The 22,755-nt window shown below is 69.4% G+C and carries 23 protein-coding genes; 15 read left to right on the forward strand and 8 right to left on the reverse strand.

What is annotated here, in order from left to right; all coding sequences use genetic code 11:
• Nucleotides 1-32 precede the first annotated feature (32 nt).
• From LPC10_RS11745 to LPC10_RS11755, 3 genes are read right to left on the reverse strand one after another with little or no spacing between them, the layout of a single operon-like run.
• A complete protein-coding gene (locus LPC10_RS11745; RefSeq protein WP_231346825.1) occupies nucleotides 33-827 on the reverse strand; it encodes a hypothetical protein in 795 nt (264 codons plus the stop codon).
• A complete protein-coding gene (locus tag LPC10_RS11750; protein ID WP_231346826.1) occupies nucleotides 824-1,741 on the reverse strand; it encodes an ROK family protein in 918 nt (305 codons plus the stop codon). Before LPC10_RS11750 ends, LPC10_RS11745 begins: the two co-directional genes overlap by 4 nt.
• 7 nt (nucleotides 1,742-1,748) lie before the next feature.
• Complete coding sequence (locus LPC10_RS11755) at nucleotides 1,749-3,149, reverse strand: dicarboxylate/amino acid:cation symporter (protein WP_166059358.1); 1,401 nt, start codon at nucleotides 3,147-3,149, stop codon at nucleotides 1,749-1,751.
• Between the two features lie 593 nt (nucleotides 3,150-3,742).
• Here LPC10_RS11755 and ileS point away from each other — a divergent pair.
• From ileS to LPC10_RS11800, 9 genes are all read left to right on the forward strand, one after another.
• On the forward strand, nucleotides 3,743-6,724 hold the full coding sequence (gene ileS, locus LPC10_RS11760) for an isoleucine--tRNA ligase (protein WP_231346827.1): 2,982 nt from the start codon (nucleotides 3,743-3,745) through the stop codon (nucleotides 6,722-6,724).
• The gene (gene lspA / locus LPC10_RS11765; RefSeq protein ID WP_231346828.1) at nucleotides 6,721-7,236 is read left to right on the forward strand and encodes a signal peptidase II; all 516 of its coding nucleotides are present in this window, start codon (nucleotides 6,721-6,723) and stop codon (nucleotides 7,234-7,236) included. The genes ileS and lspA overlap by 4 nt, the downstream gene beginning before the upstream one ends.
• 166 nt (nucleotides 7,237-7,402) lie before the next feature.
• Nucleotides 7,403-8,107 (forward strand): hypothetical protein, encoded by a 705-nt coding sequence (locus LPC10_RS11770; RefSeq protein WP_231346829.1) that lies wholly within the window; start codon nucleotides 7,403-7,405, stop codon nucleotides 8,105-8,107.
• 192 nt (nucleotides 8,108-8,299) lie between these two features.
• The gene (locus LPC10_RS11775; protein WP_231346830.1) at nucleotides 8,300-9,682 is read left to right on the forward strand and encodes a pitrilysin family protein; all 1,383 of its coding nucleotides are present in this window, start codon (nucleotides 8,300-8,302) and stop codon (nucleotides 9,680-9,682) included.
• 72 nt (nucleotides 9,683-9,754) lie between these two features.
• Complete coding sequence (locus LPC10_RS11780; protein WP_108940229.1) at nucleotides 9,755-11,038, forward strand: pitrilysin family protein; 1,284 nt, start codon at nucleotides 9,755-9,757, stop codon at nucleotides 11,036-11,038.
• A gap of 183 nt (nucleotides 11,039-11,221) precedes the next feature.
• Nucleotides 11,222-12,154 carry a ring-cleaving dioxygenase gene (locus LPC10_RS11785; protein WP_231346831.1) on the forward strand — a complete coding sequence of 311 codons (933 nt, stop codon included), beginning with the start codon at nucleotides 11,222-11,224 and terminating at the stop codon, nucleotides 12,152-12,154.
• Nucleotides 12,155-12,322: 168 nt separating this feature from the next.
• Entirely contained in the window at nucleotides 12,323-13,096 is a 774-nt protein-coding gene (locus tag LPC10_RS11790; RefSeq protein WP_108940231.1) for a ferredoxin--NADP reductase, read from the forward strand.
• A 237-nt stretch (nucleotides 13,097-13,333) separates the two neighbouring features.
• Nucleotides 13,334-14,014, forward strand: coding sequence for a dethiobiotin synthase (gene bioD, locus LPC10_RS11795; protein ID WP_231346832.1), 681 nt, complete (start codon nucleotides 13,334-13,336; stop codon nucleotides 14,012-14,014).
• A gap of 81 nt (nucleotides 14,015-14,095) precedes the next feature.
• Nucleotides 14,096-14,968, forward strand: coding sequence for a hypothetical protein (locus LPC10_RS11800; RefSeq protein WP_231346833.1), 873 nt, complete (start codon nucleotides 14,096-14,098; stop codon nucleotides 14,966-14,968).
• On the opposite strand, the gene LPC10_RS11805 is transcribed toward LPC10_RS11800, so the two are convergent.
• Together LPC10_RS11805 and LPC10_RS11810 are read right to left on the reverse strand one after the other, a co-directional pair.
• On the reverse strand, nucleotides 14,969-15,313 hold the full coding sequence (locus LPC10_RS11805) for a photosystem reaction center subunit H (RefSeq protein WP_231346834.1): 345 nt from the start codon (nucleotides 15,311-15,313) through the stop codon (nucleotides 14,969-14,971).
• Between the two features lie 36 nt (nucleotides 15,314-15,349).
• Nucleotides 15,350-15,769, reverse strand: coding sequence for a response regulator (locus LPC10_RS11810; protein WP_231346835.1), 420 nt, complete (start codon nucleotides 15,767-15,769; stop codon nucleotides 15,350-15,352).
• Nucleotides 15,770-16,036: 267 nt separating this feature from the next.
• On the opposite strand from LPC10_RS11810, the gene LPC10_RS11815 reads away from it, so the two are divergent.
• The 5 genes from LPC10_RS11815 (at nucleotide 16,037) to LPC10_RS11835 (ending at nucleotide 19,965) form a co-directional block, all read left to right on the forward strand.
• On the forward strand, nucleotides 16,037-16,711 hold the full coding sequence (locus LPC10_RS11815; RefSeq protein WP_231346836.1) for a YoaK family protein: 675 nt from the start codon (nucleotides 16,037-16,039) through the stop codon (nucleotides 16,709-16,711).
• A gap of 16 nt (nucleotides 16,712-16,727) precedes the next feature.
• Nucleotides 16,728-17,735 (forward strand): WD40 repeat domain-containing protein, encoded by a 1,008-nt coding sequence (locus LPC10_RS11820; protein ID WP_231346837.1) that lies wholly within the window; start codon nucleotides 16,728-16,730, stop codon nucleotides 17,733-17,735.
• 10 nt (nucleotides 17,736-17,745) lie between these two features.
• Nucleotides 17,746-18,006 carry a hypothetical protein gene (locus LPC10_RS11825; RefSeq protein WP_231346838.1) on the forward strand — a complete coding sequence of 87 codons (261 nt, stop codon included), beginning with the start codon at nucleotides 17,746-17,748 and terminating at the stop codon, nucleotides 18,004-18,006.
• A gap of 67 nt (nucleotides 18,007-18,073) precedes the next feature.
• Nucleotides 18,074-18,604, forward strand: a complete 531-nt coding sequence (locus tag LPC10_RS11830; RefSeq protein ID WP_231346839.1) for a DUF2937 family protein — start codon at nucleotides 18,074-18,076, stop codon at nucleotides 18,602-18,604.
• 128 nt (nucleotides 18,605-18,732) lie between these two features.
• Nucleotides 18,733-19,965 (forward strand): peptide ABC transporter permease, encoded by a 1,233-nt coding sequence (locus LPC10_RS11835; protein WP_231346840.1) that lies wholly within the window; start codon nucleotides 18,733-18,735, stop codon nucleotides 19,963-19,965.
• 92 nt (nucleotides 19,966-20,057) lie between these two features.
• Here the strand turns inward: LPC10_RS11835 and LPC10_RS11840 are convergent, their stop codons facing one another.
• From LPC10_RS11840 to argB, 3 genes are all read right to left on the reverse strand, one after another.
• Entirely contained in the window at nucleotides 20,058-20,489 is a 432-nt protein-coding gene (locus LPC10_RS11840; protein WP_231346841.1) for a metallopeptidase family protein, read from the reverse strand.
• Nucleotides 20,486-21,232, reverse strand: a complete 747-nt coding sequence (locus LPC10_RS11845) for a pyrimidine 5'-nucleotidase (RefSeq protein WP_231346842.1) — start codon at nucleotides 21,230-21,232, stop codon at nucleotides 20,486-20,488. Before LPC10_RS11845 ends, LPC10_RS11840 begins: the two co-directional genes overlap by 4 nt.
• Nucleotides 21,233-21,321: 89 nt before the next feature.
• Complete coding sequence (gene argB, locus LPC10_RS11850) at nucleotides 21,322-22,218, reverse strand: acetylglutamate kinase (RefSeq protein ID WP_108940243.1); 897 nt, start codon at nucleotides 22,216-22,218, stop codon at nucleotides 21,322-21,324.
• Nucleotides 22,219-22,526: 308 nt separating this feature from the next.
• Between argB and LPC10_RS11855 the strand changes: the two genes are divergently transcribed.
• Complete coding sequence (locus LPC10_RS11855; RefSeq protein WP_108940244.1) at nucleotides 22,527-22,751, forward strand: hypothetical protein; 225 nt, start codon at nucleotides 22,527-22,529, stop codon at nucleotides 22,749-22,751.
• The last annotated feature ends 4 nt before the right edge of the window (nucleotides 22,752-22,755 follow it).

Consider the following 22,755-nt stretch of genomic DNA (forward strand, 5'->3'; position numbering starts at 1 on the left):
AGCCTTCCACACACTTGGTTTGAAGGCAGCCGTCACAGATCGTCCGGTCCCCAGCCGAGGCGCAGGGCGATCGCCCGAGCCTCGGCGTCGTCGAGGAACAGCACCAGCCCGGCCCCGCCATCGGCGGCGACGCGGAAGCGCCGCGTCTCACCCGCTGGCCGGTGCGCGTCGAGCTGTTCGAGCAGGCTCCAGTCGAAGTTCTTGTCGGCCGGAAAGGTGAGGGGCGGGATCGGCGGCTCGGTCTCGAACGCGACGCGGAAGCCGTGTCCATAGGGACCGAGCCCCGGCACGCGGGAGACGGTGACATCGTGGCCGGTCCAGACCCCGGCGACCGCGATCAGCCGGGCGAACAGGTCGCGATAGGTGTCCTCGTCGGCGCCGTCGTAGCAGTGATCTTCGAAGATCGCCGCGTTGGCGAATTCGTCCTCGATCCCGTCCGCCAAGGCGCGGTAACTCCACAGGATGTCGATCGAGAGCGTCTCCGGGCTGCGCTCCGTCAGCGACAGGGGCTCGTTGTCGTCGCCCGCCGCGAACTCGGGATGTTCCGCCATCGACCGCGCGACTGCGCGCCGGTCCATCTTCTCGTAGTGCGGACCGAGCCGGAGGCCGGCGGCGATCAGGCTCTCGAGAGCCGCCTCGACCGCGTCGATCTCCGCCTCGCTGCGGGGTTGCGGCGGCTGAGGCTTCGGCTCCCAGACCGCCACAGGCGGCCTCGGCGTGTCGATCGCCGCCTCGCCGCGCCCTTGCGGCGGTCTCCAGACCACGGTGGACGGAGCCGACGCCGGCGGGTGATCCCAGCCGAGCAGGCGGCGGAGCCAGCCGATCAAGGCGTCCCCCAGAGCCAAGCCGCGCCGCGCACGCCCGAGGCGTCGCCGTGCCGACTCGCTCGGACCGGCGTGTCGAAGGCGTCGGTGAAGACGTGCGGCCCGATCGCGTCGGGCAACGCCGCGACGAGGCCCTCGACCCGCGACAGGCCGCCGCCGAGCACGATCACATCCGGGTCGAGGATGTTGACCACATGGGCGATGCCGCGTCCGAGCCGGTCGCGGTGGCGCACCAGCGCCGCAAGGGCAGCCGCATCGCCGCCTTCGGCACGCGCGACGATTTCCTCGCCGCTCCGGCTTTCTCCCGTGCGGCGGAAGAAATCGGCGGAAAGGCCGGGGCCGGAGAGCCAGGTCTCAAGGCAGCCGTGGCGGCCGCAATAGCAGGCGGGGCCGGGGCGCTCGTCGTCGTGTGGCCAGGGCAGGGGATTGTGGCCCCATTCCCCGGCAATGGCGTTGCGGCCGGTCAGCGCCTGCCCCTGGAGGGCGATGCCCGAGCCGACGCCGGTGCCGAGGATGATCGCCCAGACGATGGCTGCGCCCGCGCCGGCCCCGTCCACGGCTTCCGAGACGGCGAGGCAGTTGGCGTCGTTCTCGATCCGCACCGGGCGGCCGAGGCGGGCGGAGAGATCCTCCGCGAAGGGCCGGCCGTTCAGCCAGACCGAGTTGGCGTTCTTGATCAAGCCCGTAGCGCGGGAGATCGCGCCGGGCATGCCGACGCCGACGCTCGCCCCCGCGGTTCCGGCCTGCCGCTCCAGAGCGGCAACGAGGCCGGCGATGGCGTCGAGCGTCCCCTCATAGTCGCCGCGCGGAGTCGGAACACGAGACTCTGCTCGCGTCGTCCCGTCGGCGTCGAGGACGATCCCGGCGATCTTGGTGCCGCCGAGATCGATCCCGAACCGTAAAGCATCGGAGACCAAGGCGGCTCTACTGCGCCGCGACGGCCTTCGGGGTCGTGGGAGTGTGCTCCTCGCCGGGGCCTTCGGGTGCCTCGTCCGAGATCTCGGTGCCGATCGAGAAGGGATGCGCCATCACCTCGGCGAGCTTGGTCTTGTCGAGCTCGCCCTCCCAGCGGGAGACGACGACGGTGGCGACGCCGTTGCCGATGAGGTTGGTGAGCGCGCGGCACTCCGACATGAACTTGTCGACGCCGAGCACCAGGGTCATGGCCGCCACCGGCACTGGGTTGCCGGGGATGGCGGCCAGCGTCGCGGCCAGCGTGATGAAGCCGGCGCCGGTCACGCCCGAGGCGCCCTTCGAGGTCAGCATGGCGACGAGGAAGATCGTCGCGTACTGCCCGACCGAGAGGTCGGCGCCCACCGCCTGCGCCAGGAACAGGGTGGTGAGCGTCATGTAGATGTTGGTGCCGTCGAGGTTGAACGAGTAGCCCGTCGGGATCACGAGGCCCACGACCGAATCCGAGGCGCCGAGGCGCTTCATCTTGGTCATCATGTGCGGCAGCACGGTCTCGGAGGACGAGGTGCCGAGCACGATCAGCAACTCGTCCTTGATGTAGGCCAGGAACTTGATGATCGAGAAGCCGGCGAACGCCGCGATGCCGCCGAGCACGACGAAGATGAACACCAGCGAGGTAGTGTAGAAGGTGCCGACCAGCCAGGCGAGGTCGATCACCTTGCCGATGCCGTACTGGCCGACCGTGAAGGCCATGGCGCCGAAGGCGCCGATCGGGGCGAGCTTCACCACGAGGCCGATGATGCGGAAGAACACCTGACCCGCCGCGTCGATGCCGCGGGTGATGCCGGCGCCCTTCTCGCCCATGCCGGTGAGCACGACGCCCGTGAGCACCGAGATCAGCAGGACCTGAAGCAGGTCACCGGTGGCGAAGGCGTCGAAGAAGCTCTTGGGGATGATCGCCAGGATGTGAGCGATCGTGGAATCGGCCGCCGCCTTGCTGGCGTAGCCCTCGACCGCCTTGGCATCGAGCTTCGACACGTCGGCGCCGAAGCCGGCACCCGGCTGGATCACCTCGCCGACGATGATGCCGATGAGAAGTGCCAGGGAGGAGACGACCTCGAAATAGATCAGGGCTTTGAGGCCGACGCGGCCGACCTTCTTCAGGTCGCCGATCGAGGCAATGCCGTGGACGATGGTGCAGAAGATGATCGGCGCGATCAGCATCTTGATGAGCGCGATGAAGGCGTCGCCGAGCCACTTCATCGACTTGCCCCATTCCGGGCTGAGCCAACCGAGCAGGACGCCGATCACGATGGCGATCAGCACCTGGATGTAGAGCACCCGGTACCAAGGCACGTGGGCGGCCGGCTGCGCGCCGTGGGCGCCCGCATCAGGCGTTGCGGAATGGGCCATGTTTCCTCACCGATACCGTGTCGCGCGGCCTCGCCCGGGCGGCTTTGGGCGGACGCTAGTCTCTTTAATTTCAGTGCTCAATCGCACATCGGTAGTCAGAGCCGCCTTTGTAACTGACGACACCTTGGTCACTCCGGCATCGCCTTGCTGTCGGCCGGAGCCCCTGTTGCGCGCGGCTGATGGCAAGGATGCACGGTCGATGCAAGGGGCAGGCGCTGTGATGTCGCAGTCCTGGCGACGGATTAGCGGGAACCCGGAAACGTGTGGCTCCGCGCGGCCTCCCGCTCCGCGATCGTCCCGGTCCGCAAACGGGGCGTCGTCTCGGCTCTTCCCCTTGGCCGGGGAGCGCTTTAGAAGCACTGCATGTTCGGCCTCATCTCCTCCGCGACGCGAATTACGGGCCCGGCCTCCGCGTAAGAGTGACTCACGAAACTCCCGGTCACCGACCGTTCTCGCTCTGGCGAGGACAGCGCGGCGGGAGTTTTGTGAGAGACACTAAGGCGCCGCACTGGCGGCCGCCCCGGATGCCGGGTGACGCCTTCCGCCTGTTTCCCTGATCGCCGTCCTCCTGCGACGAGAATTCTGCCGAACCCATGAGCGACCAGACCGATGCCGCCCCCGCGGCCGCCCGCGACTATTCGCGGACCCTGTTCCTGCCGAAGACCGACTTCCCGATGCGCGCGGGTCTGCCCACCCGCGAGCCGCTTCTGCTGGAGCGCTGGAAGGAGATCGGCCTGTACGAGAGGATCCGCGCCGCCGCGAAGGGGCGCCCGCGCTTCGTGCTGCATGACGGGCCGCCCTACGCCAACGGCAACATCCATATCGGCCACGCGCTCAACAAGATCCTGAAGGACGTTGTCGTCCGCTCGCAGGGCGCGCTCGGCCGCGACGCCGATTACGTGCCGGGCTGGGACTGCCACGGCCTGCCGATCGAGTGGAAGATCGAGGAGCAGTACCGCGCCAAGGGCAAGAACAAGGACGAGGTGCCGGTGCTGGAATTCCGCCAGCAATGCCGGGCTTTTGCGGCGGACTGGCTGAACACACAAAGAGACGAGTTCAAGCGCCTCGGCGTCACCGGCGATTGGGATCATCCCTACTCGACCATGGCCTACCCGGCCGAGGCGCGCATCGCCGCGGAGCTGATGAAGTTCGCCGCCTCCGGCCAGCTCTATCGCGGCTCGAAGCCGGTAATGTGGTCGGTGGTGGAGAAGACCGCGCTCGCCGAGGCCGAGGTCGAGTACGAGGAGCATGTCAGCGACACGGTGTTCGTCGCGTTCCCGATCCGGGAGGGCGCCTCGGCCGAGCTGGCCAACGCCCGCGTCGTGATCTGGACGACCACGCCCTGGACCCTGCCGGCCAACCGCGCGGTCGCCTATTCCAAGCGCGTCGCCTACGGGCTCTACCGCGTCACGCAGGCAGCGGACGACAACTGGGCGAAGGTCGGCGACACCTATCTGCTTGCCGATGCGCTCGCCGAGGGCGTGTTCAAGGCCGCCCGCGTCGAGGCGTTCGAGCGCGTGGCCGACGTGCCGGCGGCGAGTCTTGCCGGGCTGACCCTGTCGCATCCGCTTCATGCCTTCGACCCCGGCTACGGCTTCGTGGTGCCGATGCTGGAGGGCGAGCACGTCACCGACGAGGCCGGCACCGGCTTCGTCCACACCGCGCCGAGCCACGGCCGCGAGGATTTCGAGGTCTGGATGGCCAATGGCCGCCGCCTCACGGAAGCCGGCATCGACACCCGCATCCCCTACACCGTCGATGCCGACGGCATGCTGACCGCGGAGGCGCCGGGCTTCACCGGCCGCTTCGTCTTCACCGCCAAGGGCGAGAAGGGCGATGCCAACAAGGCGCTCATCGCCGCGCTGACGGAAGTCGGCGCCCTGGTCGCCCGCGGGGTTCTGCGCCATCAATACCCGCATTCCTGGCGCTCGAAGAAGCCGGTCCTGTTCCGCAACACGCCGCAATGGTTCATCGCCATGGACCGGCCGGTGGACTCTTTGGGCAACCGGACTCTTCGCGAGACCGCTCTTCACGCCATCGAACAGACGCAGTGGGTTCCGCCACAGGGAAAGAACCGCATCAACGGCATGGTGGCGGGGCGGCCCGATTGGGTGGTCTCGCGCCAGCGCGCCTGGGGCGTGCCGATCACCGTCTTCGTCGAGCGGGAGACCGGGGCGGTCTTGCGCGATGAGGCGGTGAATGCCCGCATCGCCGAGGCTTTTTCCGCCGAGGGCGCGGATGCCTGGTTCACGGAAGGCGCCGCGGAGCGCTTCCTGGCGCCCGACTACGATCCGGCGAACTACGAGAAGGTCACCGACGTCCTCGACGTCTGGTTCGATTCCGGCTCGACCCACGCTTTCGTGCTGGACGACCCACAGGCCTTCCCCGGCCTCGCCGGCATCCGCCGCGCGGTCGATGGCGGACCTGACACGGTGATGTATCTGGAGGGCTCCGACCAGCATCGCGGCTGGTTCCAGTCCTCGCTGCTCGAATCCTGCGGCACGCGTGGCCACGCCCCCTACGACGTGGTGCTCACCCACGGCTTCGTCCTCGACGCCAAGGGCGAGAAGATGTCGAAGTCGCGCGGCAACGTCGTCGCGCCGCAGAACGTCATCAAGGAATCGGGCGCCGACATCCTCCGTCTCTGGGTTGCGGCGGCCGACTATTCCGACGATCTGCGCATCGGCCCGGAGATCGTCAAAACCTTCGCCGAGACCTACCGCAAGCTGCGTAATTCGCTCCGCTGGATGCTCGGCTCGCTCGCCCACCGGGTGCCCGGCGACGACGTGCCGTTTGCCGAGATGCCGGAGCTGGAGCGCTTCATTCTGCATCGTCTGGCGCAACTCGACGGCGAGATCCGCGACGCCTACGCGGCCTTCGACACCAAGCGGATCGTCGCGCTGCTCAACGGCTTCATGACCGGCGACCTCTCGGCCTTCTACTTCGACGTACGCAAGGATGCGCTCTACTGCGATCCGATCTCCTCGGTGACCCGCCGCGCCGCGCTTCAGGTCATCGACGAGGCGTTCCGCCGGGTCACGATCTGGCTCGCCCCCGTCCTCGCCTTCACGGCGGAGGAGGCGTGGCTCGACCGCTATCCGTCGCAGGACGGCTCGGTCCATCTCCAGACCCTGCCGGAAACGCCCGCCGCGTGGCGCGACGAGGCGCTTGCCGCGCGCTGGCAGAAGATCCGCAAGGTTCGCCGCGTCGTGACCGGCGCGCTCGAGATCGAGCGCGCGGCCAAGCGCATCGGCGCAAGCCTGGAGGCGGCCCCGACCGTCTACGTGTCGGACCCCGACCTGCTCGGCGCCCTCGACGGCGTCGATTTCGCCGATGTCTGCATCACCTCGGCGATCACGGTCCGCGCGGGCGAGGGCCCAACGGACGCCTTCCGCCTCGACGAGGTGAAGGGCGTGGCGGTGGTGCCCGAGCGTGCCGCGGGCACGAAATGCGCCCGCTCCTGGCGGGTCACGCCCGAAATCGGCAGCGATCCCGACTACCCGGATGTGACGCCGCGCGACGCGAAGGCCCTGCGGGAATGGGATGCGGCGCATCCGGGTGCGGGGGCCTTGTGACCCCCTTCCGCTCCGGCCTCGCCGCCCTGATCGCGACTTTGGTCCTGGATCAGGCCTCCAAGCTCTGGCTCTATTTCGGCACCGATCTCGTGATGACCCAGCCCTGGCGGCTGGCGCCCTTCGCGGACTTTGTCGTCGTCTGGAACCGAGGCGTGTCCTACGGTCTGTTCCAGCAGGAAGGCGGATTGGGGCGCTGGCTGCTCGTCGGCATCTCGCTCGCCGCCGCGATCGGCCTGTCGGTATGGATGGTCCGGGCCGGCTCGCGGCTGCTCGCCGTGGCGCTCGGTCTCATCGTCGGCGGTGCGCTCGGCAACGCCATCGACCGGGCGGCCTACGGCGCCGTGTTCGACTTCGTCCACCTGCATGCGGGGACGTGGTCCTGGTACGTGTTCAACGTGGCGGATGCGGCCATCGTCGCGGGCGTCGTCGGCCTGATCCTCGACAGCCTGCGGCCGGCCGGACGCAGCCCGCCTGCGGATGTGGCGGAGGACCGCACGCATCCCCAGGCCTGACGGGAACTTCATCCCGGCTGCGTCAAGGCGCCATACCTTCGCCCGAAACCCGGCTCACCTCGGTTCGGAAGGTCTCGGTCCGCGACTCACATCGAGTTGCCCGCCGGCTGACTGCCCCGGTTGAAAAGCGGGCGGAGCCGGTTCTTGAAACCTTGGGGAAGATGACATGAACGGGCGGCGCAGCGTCTCGCGGGCTTTCGGATCGATCCGTCCCTGGGCCTTAAGTGCGACCTTGGGCGCGGCCCTGTTGCCCGGCCTCGCCGCCGGCCCGGCCCGGGCCGAGGGTGAGTTCATGCGCGACACGCTGAGCAATCTCGGCCTGATCGAGCCGGAGCGCCCCGCCATCACCTATCGCGAGCGCGCTCCGCTCGCCATGCCGCCGAAGCTCGGCGGAAAGGAAGATCTGACCGCCGGCCTGCCCGTGCCGCGCACCCGCCAAGCCGACCCGGCCTGGCCCAAGGACCCTGAACTGGTCCAGCGCGAGCGGGCTGCCATCGAGGCGAAGAAGCCGATCGTCCGCGGCGCCCAGGGGCGCATGAACGACAACAACGAGACGCTCTCGGTCTACGAGCTGGAGGCCGGCCGACGCGCCGGTGCCGGCGCCCTGACCGGGCCGGCGAACTCTCCCGGCGAGGGCGATACCCGCACTTCGACCTGGCTCAGCCCGTTCGAACTCCTCAAGGGGACGCCCGACAAGACCGAACCCTCGCTGGTCGAGCCCGACCGCGATACGCTGACCGATCCGCCCACGGGCTACCGCAAGTCACCGGTGAAGGTCGCCAAGCCGCAGGGTGGTCCCATCGGCGGTCCGATCAACGACCGCGACGAAGCCGATCCGCGTGCCTATATCAGGGATCAGTCCCGGCGCTGAGCGTACCCTTCCCGATGCGGTTCGTTCGCGGCGGAAGGAGCCACGAAGTCGTCAAGCATTCGGACGGATTGTAACCGCGCGGACACGCCGCGCGGTACGGGATTTGCCATCGGCCTACGATCTCGGGACAATACCGGGATTCTTGAGACGGGAAGCGCGGAGGGCGGAAGAGCCCCCGCAAAGGACAGCAGGATGCACCTCTACCGGAAGGCCATCGCGCCCGTGGGACCGCAGCGAGGCCTGAACCACGCCGGCCGCGTGGATGCTGCCCCGTTCGGGCGCTCCGAGGCCGGCGGCCCGGAGGTCTCCGCCTTCGTGCTCGACAACGGGCTCGACGTCGTCGTGGTGCCCGACCATCGGGCGCCGGTGGCGACCCACATGATCTGGTACCGCAACGGTTCGGCCGACGATCCGATCGGCCAGTCCGGCATCGCCCACTTCCTCGAACACCTGATGTTCAAGGGCACCGAGCGGCATCCGGCCGGCGCCTTCTCGCGGGCGGTCTCGTCGCTCGGCGGCCAGGAGAACGCCTTCACCAGCTACGACTACACCGCCTATTTCCAGCGCGTCGCCCGCGACCACCTCTCGACGATGATGTCCTTCGAGGCCGACCGCATGAGCGGCCTCGTTCTCGACGACGCCGTGGTGGCGCCCGAGCGCGACGTGGTGCTGGAAGAGCGGCGTATGCGGGTCGAGACCGATCCCTCGGCCCAGCTCTCCGAGGCGATGTCGGCCTCGCTCTTCGTGCATCACCCCTACGGCATCCCGATCATCGGCTGGATGCACGAGATCGAGGAGCTGAACCGCACCCACGCCATCGACTACTACAAGCGCTTCTACACGCCCGAGAACGCGATCCTGGTGGTGGCCGGCGACGTGACGCCCGACGAGGTGCGGCGGCTGGCCGAGGACACCTACGGCCGGGTCACGCCGCAGGGCGCGCGACCGCTTCGGACGCGGCCCCGCGAGCCGGAGCCGCGGGCGATGCGCCGCATCGCGGTGGCCGATCCGAAGGTCGAGCAGCCGACCCTGCAGCGCCTCTACCTCACTCCCTCCTGCATGACCGCCCGCGACGGCGAGGGCCATGACCTCGAACTGCTCGCCGAGGTGATCGGCGGCGGCGCGACCTCGTTCCTCTACCGCAAACTGGTTTTGGAGATGGGCGTCGCCGTGAATGCCGGCGCCTGGTACATGGGCTCGGCCATCGACGACACGCGGTTTGCCGTCTACGCCGTGCCGGCCGAGGGTGTGAGCCTGGAAGCTCTGGAGGAGCACGTCGACCGCGTGCTGCGCCGCGTTCCCGAGGCGCTCGATCCGGAGGCGATCGAGCGGGCCAAGACCCGGCTCGTGGCCGAGACGGTCTACTCCTCCGACTCGCAGTCCTCGCTCGCCCGCATCTACGGCTCGGCGCTCGCCATCGGCGAGACCGTCGAGGAGGTGCGTGCTTGGCCGACCGAGATCGAGGCGGTGAGCCGCGACCGGCTCGTGGCGGTGGCCGCCCGCTACCTCGTGCCCGCCCGCTCGGTGACCGGCTACCTCACCAAGGCCCGCGAGACGGACGTCGTGGTCGCCTGAGGCCGCCCGATTCTTCGCGCCGCCGGAGGGCCGGCGGCGCCGTTTGTGAAAAGACGCTTTAAGGAACTTCCGATGAATCTCGCCGAGACCGGCACGCGCACCGCGACCACGCCGACCCAGGCGCTGCCGCTCGCGGCCGCCCCCGGCATCGAGGCGTGGCACGTCGCCTCGCCGGTGGTGCCGATGATCGCGCTCTCCTTCACCTTCGAGGGCGGTGCGGCGCAGGACGCGGAGGGCAAGGCGGGCACCGCGCAGATGATGGCGCGCCTGCTCGACGAGGGCGCGGGCGATCTCGATTCCGACGCCTTCCAAGAGGCGCTCGCCGCCCGCGCGATCGAGCTGAGCTTCCATACCGGCCCCGATTCCATCGGCGGCTCGCTCAAGACGCTGGTCAAGCACGCGGACGAGGCGATCCGCCTGCTCACCCTCGCGCTCGCCGAGCCGCGCTTCGATCCCGCCGCGATCGAGCGGGTGCGGGCGCAGATGATCGCCGGCCTGCGCTACCAGCAGAACGATCCCGGCGTGTTGGCCTCCCGCCGCTACTTCCGCGAGGCCTTCCCCGGCCACGCCTACGGCCGCCCCTCCGCCGGTACCGTCGAGACCCTGTCGGCGATCACCCGCGACGACCTCGTGGCGCTCCACCGCGCCGTGGTCGGCCGCGGCAGTCTGAAGGTCGCGGCTGTGGGCGCCTTCGACGAGGCGGAGATCACCGGCATGGTCGCCCGCGCCTTCGGCAGCCTGCCCGAGGCCGGCCCGCTCAAGCCCGTGCCGCCGACCGCGATCAACGAACTCGGCCGGCGCATCGTCGTCGATCTCGACGTGCCGCAATCGGTGATCCGCTTCGGTCTGCCGGGCGTGGCGTGGCGCGACCCCGACTTCATCCCGGCCTACGTGCTCAACCACATTCTGGGCGGCGGCGCCTTCACCTCGCGCCTGTTCCAGGAAGTGCGTGAGAAGCGCGGTCTGGCCTACTCGGTCGGCACCTCGCTCACCTCGCACCGGGGCGTGGCCATGACCTGGGGCTACACCGCCACCAAGAACGAGCGCGTGGTCGAGGCCCTCGACGTGATCGGCGAGGAAATCCACCGCCTCATCGCCGATGGCCCGTCCGACGAGGAGCTGCAGAAGGCCAAGGATTACCTCACCGGTTCCTACGCGCTGGGCTTCGACACCTCGACCAAGATCGCGAACCAGCTCGTGCAGATCGCCTTCGAGGGGCTCGGCATGGACTACATTGCCCGCCGCAACGACCTTGTGGCGAGCGTGACCCAGGACGATATCCGCCGGGCCGGGGCGCGCACACTGGGCGATGGCCGGATGCTGGTGGTCGCGGCCGGGCGGCCGACGGGGCTGTAAGCGTCTCTCCCCGATTCGGGGTTGAACAAGGCCGGGACGCGGAGACGCGTTGCCGGCCTTTTTCATGCCTGATCGGTGGCCTGCCGTGCCGGCGAATGATGACGCGAGACCGGCGCCTTGGGCTCAGGCCCAAAATCCCTATCTGGTGAGCTCGAACCCGCTTCCCGCGCGAGGGCCCAAGCGATGCAGCTCACTGGACTCCACCACGTCACCGCCATCACGGCGCAGGCGGCCGACAACCTCGCCTTCTACACCCGCGTGCTGGGGCTTCGCCTCGTCAAGAAGACCGTCAATCAGGACGACGTCTCGGCCTATCACCTGTTCTACGCCGACGGCCGCGCCTCGCCCGGCACCGACATCACTTTCTTCGATTGGCCGGCGCCGGCCGAGCAGCGCGGCACCGACAGCATCTCGCGCACCCTGTTGCGGGTCGGCGGCGCGGCGAGCTTCGACTGGTGGCGCGAGCATTTCGGCCGCCAGGGCGTGAGCCACCATCCGGCGATCGAGCGGGACGGCCGCCTCACCCTCGATTTCGAGGACGGCGAAGGCCAGCGCCTCAGCCTCGTCGATGACGGCGGCACCGGCGAGGCTCATCCCTGGGCGGGCAGCCCCGTGCCGCCCGAGCACCAGATCCGTGGGCTCGGGCCGATCCGTCTCACGGTCTCCCAGCCGGAGCGCACCGAAGCGGTGCTGACACAGATCCTCGGCTTCCGTCGCGCGAGAACCTTCGAACTGCCCGAGGGCGAGGTGAGCGTGTTCGAGACCGGCGCGGGCGGTCCGTCCGCGGAGGTGCAGCTCCTCAAAGGTTCGGGCCCGCAAGCCCGCCAGGGGGCCGGCGCGGTCCACCACGTCGCCTTCCGCATCCCGGATGCTGATTACGAGGCTTGGGCCGACCGCCTGAAGCAGCGGCGCGTGCCCTCCAGCGGCCCCGTCGATCGCTACTACTTTCGCAGCCTGTATTTCCGCGAGCCGAACGGCATCCTGTTCGAGATCGCCACCGACGGGCCGGGCTTTGCCACCGACGAGCCGATGGAGCGGCTCGGCGAGGGGCTCGCCCTGCCGCCCTTCCTCGAACCGCGCCGGGCGGAGATCGAGGCGGGGCTGAAGCCGCTGTAGGCCGACCTGCATTGCGCTTGGGCCGGGGCAGGCATGCGCCGGCTTCAAGAACAGTTCCAGACAAACCCACATTCCGTGCGCTGTGGCGGCCCTGCGTCTTGACGCGGATGCTGCAACTGCGAGAAGAGCCCGGTTTCGACGCTTCGAGAATCGGGAAACCTGCGGCCGATGAGCAAGTACAACGAGGAGCGCGTCCTCTCCGTCCATCACTGGACCGACACGCTCTTCTCCTTCCGCACGACGCGCGATCCCTCGTTCCGCTTCCGCAACGGCGAGTTCACGATGATCGGCATCGAGGTCGAGGGCCGCCCGCTCCTGCGCGCCTACTCGGTCGTCTCGGCCAATTACGAGGAAGAGCTGGAATTCTTCTCCATCAAGGTGCCCAACGGCCCGCTCACCTCGAAGCTGCAGCACCTCAAGGTCGGCGATCCGATCATGATCGGCAAGAAGCCGACCGGTACGCTGGTGCTCGACAACCTCCTGCCGGGTAAGCACCTCTACCTGCTCGGCACCGGCACCGGTCTCGCGCCGTTCCTGTCGATCATCAAGGATCCGGAGACCTACGACCGCTTCGAGAAGGTCGTGCTGGTCCATGGCTGCCGACAGGTGCAGGAGCTGGCCTACGGTGAGACCATCACCGAGACCCTGCCGAAGCACGAATTCCTGGGCGAGATGATCGCCAATCAGCTCATCTACTACCCGACCGTGACGCGCGAGCCGTTCCGCAACCGCGGCCGGATCACCGACCTGATGACCTCTGGCAAGCTGTTCGAGGATATCGGCCTGCCGCCGATGTCGATCGAGAACGACCGCTTCATGCTCTGCGGAAGCCCTGAGATGATCAAGGACACCCGTGAGATGCTGACCGGGCTGGGCTACGAGGAGGGCAACCACGGCGAGGCGGCCCACTACGTGATCGAGAAGGCCTTCGTCGAGAAGTGAGGCGTTCGACGCCTCGTTGCTGAATGGCAGACGTCGCGCCCTCGGTCGGTTCGCTGGCGGAGACGGCCGGCGTCGGCCTCGGACCATGGGCCTGCCCGGTCCGGTGAACGTCGCGCACGGGATTGCTTCGGCTCCGCCTTGCAATGACGGTGATGGACTTCCGCCGCGTCATTGCGAGCGAAGCGAAGCAATCCAGGGAGCCGCGACGAGGCCGGGTTCACAGCCACCGCAAGCGATATGCCGCCTCTTCCCGCCCTGTTCGTCGTCGGCGCCGGCACCGAGATCGGCAAGACCTACACCACCGCCGCCCTCGTCCGCCGGTTGCGCGGGCAGAGCCGGCGGGTGCGGGCCTTGAAGCCGCTCGCCAGCGGCGTTCCTCCGCTCGACCATCCCGATTTCGCTGCGAGTGACACCGGCCGGCTGCTCGCCGCCCAGGGACTTCCTGTGACGCCCGAGACCGTCGCGGCCTGCTCGCCCTGGCGCTTCGCCGCGCCGCTGGCGCCCGACCTTGCCGCCGCCCGCGAGGGACGCAGCCTCACCCTGTCCGAACTGGTCGAGTGGTGCGGCGCGCGTTTGGCCGAGGCCGCGGACGACGAAACGGTGGTGATCGAGGGGGTCGGCGGGCTGATGAGCCCGATCACCGAGGCCGCGACCGGCCTCGATTGGGTGAAACGGCAGGAGATTCCGGCCCTGCTCGTCTCCGGCAGCTATCTCGGGGCGATCAGCCACGCGCTCACCGCGGTCGAGACGCTGCGGGCGCACGGCGTCCCGCTGGTTGGAATCGTGGTGAGCGAGAGCGAGGGCGCACCGATCCCCCGGGAGACGGTGGCCGGGCAGATCGCGCGGCATGCCGGCGTGCCGGTCGGTTGCCTGCCGCGGGGCGGCGCCTTTCCGGACGGGTTCACCGGCCTCGACTGACGGACCGCCGGTTCCGCCTTGCCGGACGCTCCCGCGCCGGTCACCGTGCTTTTGCTGCCGGTCCCGCTTCCGAGGGAGTGCATGAACCTCTGTCCCACCACCCCTTTCCTGATCGCCGGCCTCCTCGTCGGTGTCGCGGCGGTCCCCGCCTATCCGCAGGGGGACCCGGCGCGGCTCCCAGTGTCGTCATCGGTCAAGGCGGTCTCGGTCACGCCGCTCTCGGTCCTGCCGAAGGCGCCGCCCGAGGCCGGCGAGCGTGATCTCTGCTCCCAGTTCGTCGTGACACCGCGCTCGAATGCGGGCCGGCAGGTGGCCGCGGCCGGCTGGGCGGTGACCGGCGAGGCGCGGGCCGGACGGTTTCAGGCGGTCAGCTTCGCCGGCCGCTTCACGCAGGGCACCAGCGGCTCCTGCGAGATCGCCGCCGGCAATGTCGGCCTGTTCGAGGGCGACGCGTTGCGGGCGGTCGTCTACACCCGCAAGGACGCGGCCCGCTCAATCGGCCGCGTCGTCCCTTTCGGCGCCGAGGCTCTCCGCCTGTGGGACGGCGACCTGCTTCCGCAGCCCCTGGCCGATCTGCATGTGGAGGGCGAGAGGGGGCTGAGTATCGTGCCGCTCGCACCCATCGAAGCGTTCTGCGACGGCCGGAGTCTTGTCCCGAACGTCTACGGCCAGCCGGTGACCCGTGCGCGGGAGGCGTTGCGGCAGCTCGGATGGAAGCCGGTGAAGGGGCTGCCTCCGGAGCATCCGGCTTCCCGCGAGGCGGCACTGATCGCGCGCGGCGTCATCGAGGTCGATGCCTGCTCTGGCACCGGCTTCGGCTTCTGCAGCTACGGTTACGAACGCCCGGAGGCGACGCTGTCGCTCGTGACCGTCGGCGATGCCGACGATCCGGCGGTGTCGAGCTACGATCCGCGCTGCCGTCAGGGCGGCGGGACGGACCCGGTGAAACGGTGATTACCGGCCGCGCGGCGCCTTCGGCTCGCGGGATTCCTGGATCTCCTCGGCTTTCTCCTCGTCGGTGTCGCTGCTGCGCTTGATCGTGTCGTCCGGCTTGGCGGCCAGCCCTTTCACGATGGCGACGAGGCGCTTGCACTCGTCCGGGAAGCCGTAGGATTCGAGCACGATCGCCGCGTCGCGCAGGGTGCGCAGGTCGCGCACGATCTGCGCGTTCTTGGCCTCCTGAAGCTCCTTCTTCGCCGCGATGGCCGGTTCCAGCCCGGTATCCTCGACATCGCATTCGGCTCGGGCTGCCGGCATCGCGGCGAGCATCAGGAAGGCGCAGGCGATCAGGCGACGCATGGTCACGTCTCGTTCCGGTTGGAGAGGGGCTGTGGATCAGCCGCGGTGGCGCAGCAGGTCGTTGGTCACGGCCACAAGCTGCGCGGCGCGGTAGGGCTTGGGCATGAACACCGATTCGTTCACCGCCTCGGCGGCGGAGAGTCCCTCGCGGCCGCCCGAAGTGTAGACCACGGGCAGACGCGGCAGGCTGCGCCGGGCGCGGTGGGCGAGCGCAAGACCGTTCGTGTTGCGGGCCAGATCGATATCGGTGAAGAGCAGGTCCACGTGCTCGCTCGACAGGATCGCCTCCGCCTCGTCCGCGTCGGCCGCCGTCAGCACCCGGTAGCCTTCGTCGAGCAGGGCCTCGGCGGCCAGCTCGCAGACGAAGGACTCGTCCTCGACCACGAGGATCGTGTCGGCATGCGGCGCCAGGGAGAACGGGGGCAGGAAGGCAGGGGCGCAAGCGAAGGGGATCATGGCAGCACTCCAACTCACCCGCGCTCGGACAACGGTCGAGCTTGCGGATCGCCGGACCAACGGGGCCGTGAGAGGCCGCGTTCACCGTGATTGCTTCGATTTGCGCGCATTTGGTAACCGATCGGTTAACCTTGACGGCAGGTGGCAAGAACTGCATTCGCCCGCATCGGGCGCGACGATGGGCCTAACGCCTTGTCGGACGAGGCCGAGTTTGTCGCAGGCCGCGTCCTGCCCCGCGAAGAGCGCCTTAACGACCGTGTCCGCCCTGTGACCCGCCCCTGGCAGATCGGCTTCGGCATCGTGCTCACCGCACTCGCCGGCTTTGTGGACGCGCTCGGCTTCATCCGGCTCGGCGGCCTCTACACCTCGCTCATGAGCGGGAACACGACACAGCTCGCCGTCGCACTCGGCCATGGCCAGCCGCTCGGCGCCGTGCTGCCGGCGCTGCTGATCGCCGCCTTCCTCGTCGGCGCGGTCTCCGGCGGGGCGATTTCGGCCCTGTGCCCGCCGCGCTGGATCACGCCAACGGTGCTTGGCCTGGAGGCCGCAGCGCTGAGCGCCGCGGTGGCGCTGGCGGCCGAGCACGCCCATGTCGGGGTCGCCTCGCTGTTCTTGGCGCTCGCCATGGGCGGACAGAATGCGGTGCTCGCCCATGTCCAGGGCTTTCGTGCCGGAACCACCTTCGTTACGGGCGCGCTGTTCGCGTTCGGGCAGAAGGCGGCGCTCGCGCTGGCCGGACGGGGGCCGCGGCTGGGCTGGGTCGGCGACGGCTCGGTCTGGCTCTCGCTCCTCGTCGGGGCGATTGTCGGGACCTTCGCCCATATGCATCTCGGGATCGCGGCCCTGGCGATCCCCGCCATCATCACGGCCGGCCTATGCCTCGCCGCGAGCCTGTTCACCCTGGTCACCCGGCAGGCGCCGGTGACGCTGACCAAGATCTGAAGGAAGGCCCTCCGGCATGAGCGTCTCCGCTCCCTCCCTCACCGACCATGTCGCCGACATCGCGGCCGGCGCGCACGTCACCGCGGCCCGCTGGCTCAAGGGCACGCTCGCCCTGGCGCTCGCCGACGGCGGCGTGCTGCTGGCCCGCGACGGCGCTGCCGAGACCGTTCCTGTCCACCCGGACAGCGGCATCCTCGTCGCGGCGGGCGACGGCACCCGTCTGGTGAGCGGGGGGGATGACGGCCGCGTGGTCGCCATCGACGCGGACGGCCGGTCGAGCGAGCTGGCGCGGGCCAAGAACGGCGGCTGGATCGACGCGCTGGCACTTCACGGCGACGGCTCGGTCGCCTTCGCCTCGGGCCGCATGGTCGTCGCCCGCGACGCCAAGGGCCGGGAGAAGACCTTCACGGCGCCCACCACCGCGCGCGGCCTCGCCTTCGCGCCGAAGGGCTACCGGCTGGCGGTGGCGCACTACAACGGCGTCAGCCTCTGGTACCCCAACCTTGAGACGCCGCCGGAATTCATCGAGTGGAAGGGCTCGCATCTCGACGTGACGTGGTCGCCCGATGGCCGCTTCGTCGTCTCGACCATGCAGGAGAACGCGCTGCACGGCTGGCGCCTCCAGCCCGATCGCGGGCACATGCGGATGTCGGGCTACCCCGCCAAGGTGCGCTCGCTCTCTTGGTCGGCGGACGGAAAGTGGCTCGCCACCAGCGGCGCCGAGGCCGCCATCGTCTGGCCGTTCGATTCGAAGGAAGGCCCCACCGGCAAGGCGCCGCGAGAATGCGGCGTGCGGCCAGCGCGGGTTTCGCAGGTTGCGTTCCACCCCAAGGCGCCGGTCCTGGCGATCGGCTACGAGGATGGCTGCGTGCTGCTGGTGCGCTTCTCCGACGCCTCGGAACTGCTGGTGCGCCCGGCGGTGCGGGGCAGCGCGGTCTCGGCGCTCGCCTGGGACACCACTGGCGCCCGCCTCGCCTTCGGCTGTGCCGACGGCCGAGCCGGCCTGCTCACCCTGCCGGCCTGACACCTCCGCCATGGCCCTGTTCGGACGCCGGCCGAAGCCCGACGCCGCCGCCCGGCGGCGGGTCGAGGCATGGCTGCGGAAGGCGGGCGGCTACGGCCTGGACACGGCGATGAGCGTGAGCGAAATCGTCTGCACCGACCCGTCCTGCCCCGGCACCGAGACGGTCGTCCTGTTGTTCCCGCCCGGCGAGAAGACGCGGGCGATCAAGATCGCCGGGGCGCTCGACGCCTTGACCGAGGCGGATGTGGCGGCGGCTCTCGGGCAAGATTGAATCGCGACCCTCCCCGGGCGGGCGGGTCGCCCTACAACCCGGCAGGCACCGCCGAAGGAAGACCTTGATGTTCCGTGTCGTGCGAACGCTCGGCCTCGCCTTCGGATTGCTCGCCGCGGTCATCGCCGCGCAGGCGCCGGAATTCGCCCAGCAATACACCCAGCGTCTCGGCGGGGCCCTGGACGAACTGCGCCGCGCCATCGCCTCCCTCGATGCCGACGCCAGGGCCACCGGCCGAAGCCGCGACGAGGCGCTGACGCTGCTGCGCACCAACCCGGACGCCTTCATCGCCCGCCGTGGCGAGTCGGCCCGCACCGATGTCGAGCGGCTGAAGCGGCTGGAGGCGCAGAAGCTCGCGCTCGACACGGCGGCGAGCCCGCTCGGACGCCTCACCGTGATGGCGCGCGACCCCGACATGGACATCGCGCGGGCCACCTATCGCGACTACCAGCCGGCAGTGCCGACGACAGCGGACGGCCTCGTCGCCGGCCTGCTCGGCTTCCTCGCCGCCTGGGGCGGCTGGCGCGTCACCAGCGATGTCGGCCGCCACCTCGCCCGCCGTCGTCGGCGCGCGCGGCCGGAAACCACGCCAGTTTGACGCAAAATTTCGACTGATGCGCGGGCGGAGGTGTTGCAGCGCCTCTACAGCCCGGCCCACCTGCCTGCACTAGGTGTAGGCACGCGCCCGCACTCCGCAGGGGCGCCGGATCCGGTTCTCCCTCGATCATGCCGCGTCCCCCGAACACGACGGTCGATCCCGCCCTCGACGCGGCGGCCTTGCTGCGCCGCATCGGCTTCTTCGGCCTGTTCGTGGTGCTGCCGGTGGCCGCGCAAGTCTCGCGCCGCGCCACCGTGGTGCTCGCCCCGATCGCCGTCGTGCTGCTGATCACCGCGAGCGCCATAGACCAGCATCAGCGCGCCATCGGGCCGGCCCTGAAGCGGCTGCTGACCGCACCCTCCTTCCTCGCCGGCATGCTGGTGGTGTTCTGGTCGGGGCTGTCGCTGGTCTGGACCCCGTTTCCGGGACCCGCGAGCGAGCGGCTGGCCAACCTCGTCGCCACCGTGGTGATGACGCTGCTCGCCTATCTCGCGCTGCCCGACCGGATGCGCTCCGCCAACCTCTACCTGCTGCCGCTCGGCGTCGGCGCCGCCGCCATCGTCGCGATCCTGATCAATCTCGTCGGCGACGCGATGCTCAAGGACAACCCGGACGGCGATAGCGCCCTGGAGCGCGGCGCGGTGCTGCTGGCGTTGCTCGCATGGCCCGCCGTGGCTTGGCTGCGCTCGCGCCGCCGCGACCTGGGCTCTCTCGTCGTGGTCGTGCTCGTCGCGGGCGCGCTGCTGCTGGCGCCCGGCCTCACCGCGCTGTTCGCGCTGGCGGTCGGGGCGCTCGCCTTCGCGCTGACCCATTGGCGCCTGTCGCTCGGCGTGCGGGTCACAGCGCTGGCCGCCGCGGGCCTGCTCGTGGTGGCGCCGCTGCTGCCGTTCCTCGCTCGTCCCATCGGCATCGCCCTATTCGGTCCGGTGGCGCCGGGCGTGCTGGCGCTCAAGGCGTGGCAGAAGGTCGTCACCCTGGAGCCGGTGCGGCTTGTGACCGGCCACGGTCTCGAGACGGCCCTGCGCGGAAAGCTCTTCGGCATCCTGCCGATCAATGCGCCGACGACGATGCTGTTCGAGTTCTGGTACGAACTCGGCATCGTCGGCGCCTTCGCCGCGGCGTTCGCCCTCTACAGCGCCATCCACCGCGCCGGCCGCGATGCCACGGTGCTGGCGCCCTGCGCCATGGCGGCCTTCGCCACGGCGTTTGCCATCGGCTGCGTCGGCGTCGGCCTCACCACGATCTGGTGGCTCACGACGCTCGCCCTGGTGATCCTGACCTTCGTCGCGATTGAGCGCGGGCAGTTCCGCTCCCGCCGGCCGAAGGTCGGGCTGATCCCGCGCCTACCCGCGCGGGGCTGAGGACCGGCCGCGTCCTCACTGCCCGTTCGAGACTTCTGGCGTCCTCGCCCCGCGAGGGCGGTGGGAGCGGAGGCACGCGGACCGAGACAGCCTCAGCCCTCGATTGCGTCCGCCGCGGCCTCGATCCCGGCCATGTCGTCGTCCGAGAGACCGAAATGGTGGCCGATCTCGTGGACGAGGACGTGGGTGACGAGGTGGCCCAGCGTCTCGTCGTGCTCGGCCCAGTAGTCAAGCAGCGGCCGGCGGTAGAGCCAGACGGCGTTGGGCATCTGCCCCGTGGCGACCTCGCCGGACTGCGCCAGCCCGACGCCGCGGAACAGACCAAGCAGGTCGAATTCCGATTCGCAGCCCATCTCGGTCAACGTCTCGTCGTCGGGGAAGTCATCGACGTGGATGCGCACGCCCGCGCACAGGGCTCGGAATTCCTCCGGCAGGGCGGCGAAGGCGGCGTCGGCCAGGGCCTCGATCTCGGCCAGACTCGGCGCCCTGGCCTCGGCCCAGCGGCCCGGATCACCCTCGCTCACGGCGCGGAGGGCTCCGTCGGAACGACGGGCAGCACGCAGCGCGTCAGGAAGGCGGCCAGATCGCTGGTGATGTGGTCGATATGCGGCTCCTTCACCGCTTCCTGCTCGAACCGCTCGCGGAACGGGTCGGGCGTCTGCGGCACCACAAGCACGGTCGCCATGCCGAGGTCGTGCGGTACCACGAGGTTGCGGGCAATGTCCTCGAACAGGGCCGAGCGCCGGGGATCGACGCCGTGGCGCAGGAGGAAGCGCTCGTAGGTGCCGCGATCGGGCTTCGGCACGAAGTCGGCCGCCGCGATGTCAAACACGTCCTCGAAATGGCTGAGGATGCCGAGCTTGTCCGCGACGCGCTCGGCGTGGCGGCGCGAGCCGTTGGTGAGGATCAGCTTGCGACCCGGCAGATGCTCGATCGCAGTGCCGAGGGATTCGTCGAGCTTGATCGTCGAGTGGTCGATGTCGTGGGCGAAGTCGAGGAAGTCGTGCGGATCGACCGCTTCCTCCACCATCAGCGCCTTCAGGGTGGTGCCGTAGTGGTGGTAGAAATGCTTCTGCAGGGCGCGGGCCGAGATCGCGTCGAGTCCGTAGAGCCGCATCACGTAGAGCGTGATCCGCTCGTCCACCTGCGGCCAGACCCGCGCGTCGCTCGGGTAGAGCGTGTTGTCGAGGTCGAACACCCAGGTATCGACTTCGGAGAAGCCGCGGGCGTCGGGGGTGGTGAAGTGGCTCTCGCCGGGAAGAAGCAAGGGGAAGGTGACGCTTGATCAGGAGAAACGGGACGAGGGTGCCCCGTCCCGTAATGTAGGCGTTTGCGCCTCTCAGGGAAGCGCTGCCGTCAGGTGCGCCGGATCAGGGTGCCCGCACCGAAATCGGTGAACAGCTCCAGCAGCGCCGCGTGCGCCACCTTGCCGTTGAGGATGACCACCGCCTCGACACCCTGTTCGAGGGCGTAGATGCAGGTCTCGACCTTCGGGATCATGCCGCCGGTGATGGTGCCGTCGGCGATCAGGCGCCGGCAATCTTCCACCGAGAGCTCCTGAATCAGGTTCTTGTCCTTGTCGAGCACGCCGGGCACGTCGGTGAGCAGCAGCAGGCGCTTGGCCCGCAGCGCACCGGCGATGGCCCCGGCGAAGGTGTCGGCGTTGACGTTGTAGGTCTTGCCGTCCTCGCCATAGGCCACGGGCGCGAGCACCGGGATCAGCTCGGCCTTCAGCACCGCGTCGAGCACGCCGCGCTCGACATGCTCGGGCTCGCCGACGAGGCCGAGATCGATCGCCTGCTCGATGTTGCTGTCGGGGTCCTTGATCGTGCGCATCGCCCGCTTGGCGCGGACCATGTTGCCGTCCTTGCCGCACAGGCCGATCGCCCGACCGCCCTCGGCGGCGATCCAGCCGACGATCTGTTTGTTGATCGAGCCGGCCAGCACCATCTCGACCACCTCGACGGTGGCCTCGTCGGTGACGCGAAGCCCGCCGCGGAACTCCGATTCGATGCCGAGCCGAGCCAGCATCTTACCGATCTGCGGTCCGCCGCCGTGCACGACGATCGGCTTCAGCCCGGATTGCTCCAAGAGCACGATGTCCTCGGCGAAGTCCTCCGCCGCCGCCGGGTCGCCCATGGCGTGGCCGCCATACTTGATGACCACGATTTCCTGATCATAGCGCTGCATGTGCGGCAGCGCCTGGGTCAGGATCTCAGCGCGCACATGCACGTTCGGCAGTGGATCGGTCATCGGGTCGTCCTGGCTCTCTCACTCGAGTCACGGGCGGATTCGGCGGGGTTCTAGCGCAGGCTTTGTGCAGAGCGAAGACACCACGAAGACATTGCCGGTTCGCGATCCCGCAATCGTCATCATGCGGTGGCGGACCTGGGGCCGTCCGAGCGCGGATCGCTGCCTGTGCAGCTTCAATGGACAGGCGCGGCGATCCCACGGTCGAGGTTCGGCCGTTCATCACGCGTCTGTGCAGAGACGGTCGAACAACTTAATCGGCCATTAACCATCGCCATCAATCATCCCCTCCTCGAACGAAGGGGCCGATCATGCCGAACGCCGATCTGGTGACGCCGCGTCCCAGTCTCACCCATCCCGGTCTGCTTGCGCGCGTCGTCGAGCGTCTCGGGCAGGGTGCGGGCTCTTCGGCCGATGTCTGGCGTCAGCTCACCGAGAACTACGCGGTCGATCTCGATGCCGTGGCCGCTCTCTTGCCCTGCGCCGAGCCCGAGCCGCTCTGGCTGACCGCCCGCGCCCAGACTCGCAAGCGCTGATCCG

Source organism: Methylorubrum sp. B1-46 (genome assembly GCF_021117295.1).
Lineage (GTDB): Bacteria > Pseudomonadota > Alphaproteobacteria > Rhizobiales > Beijerinckiaceae > Methylobacterium.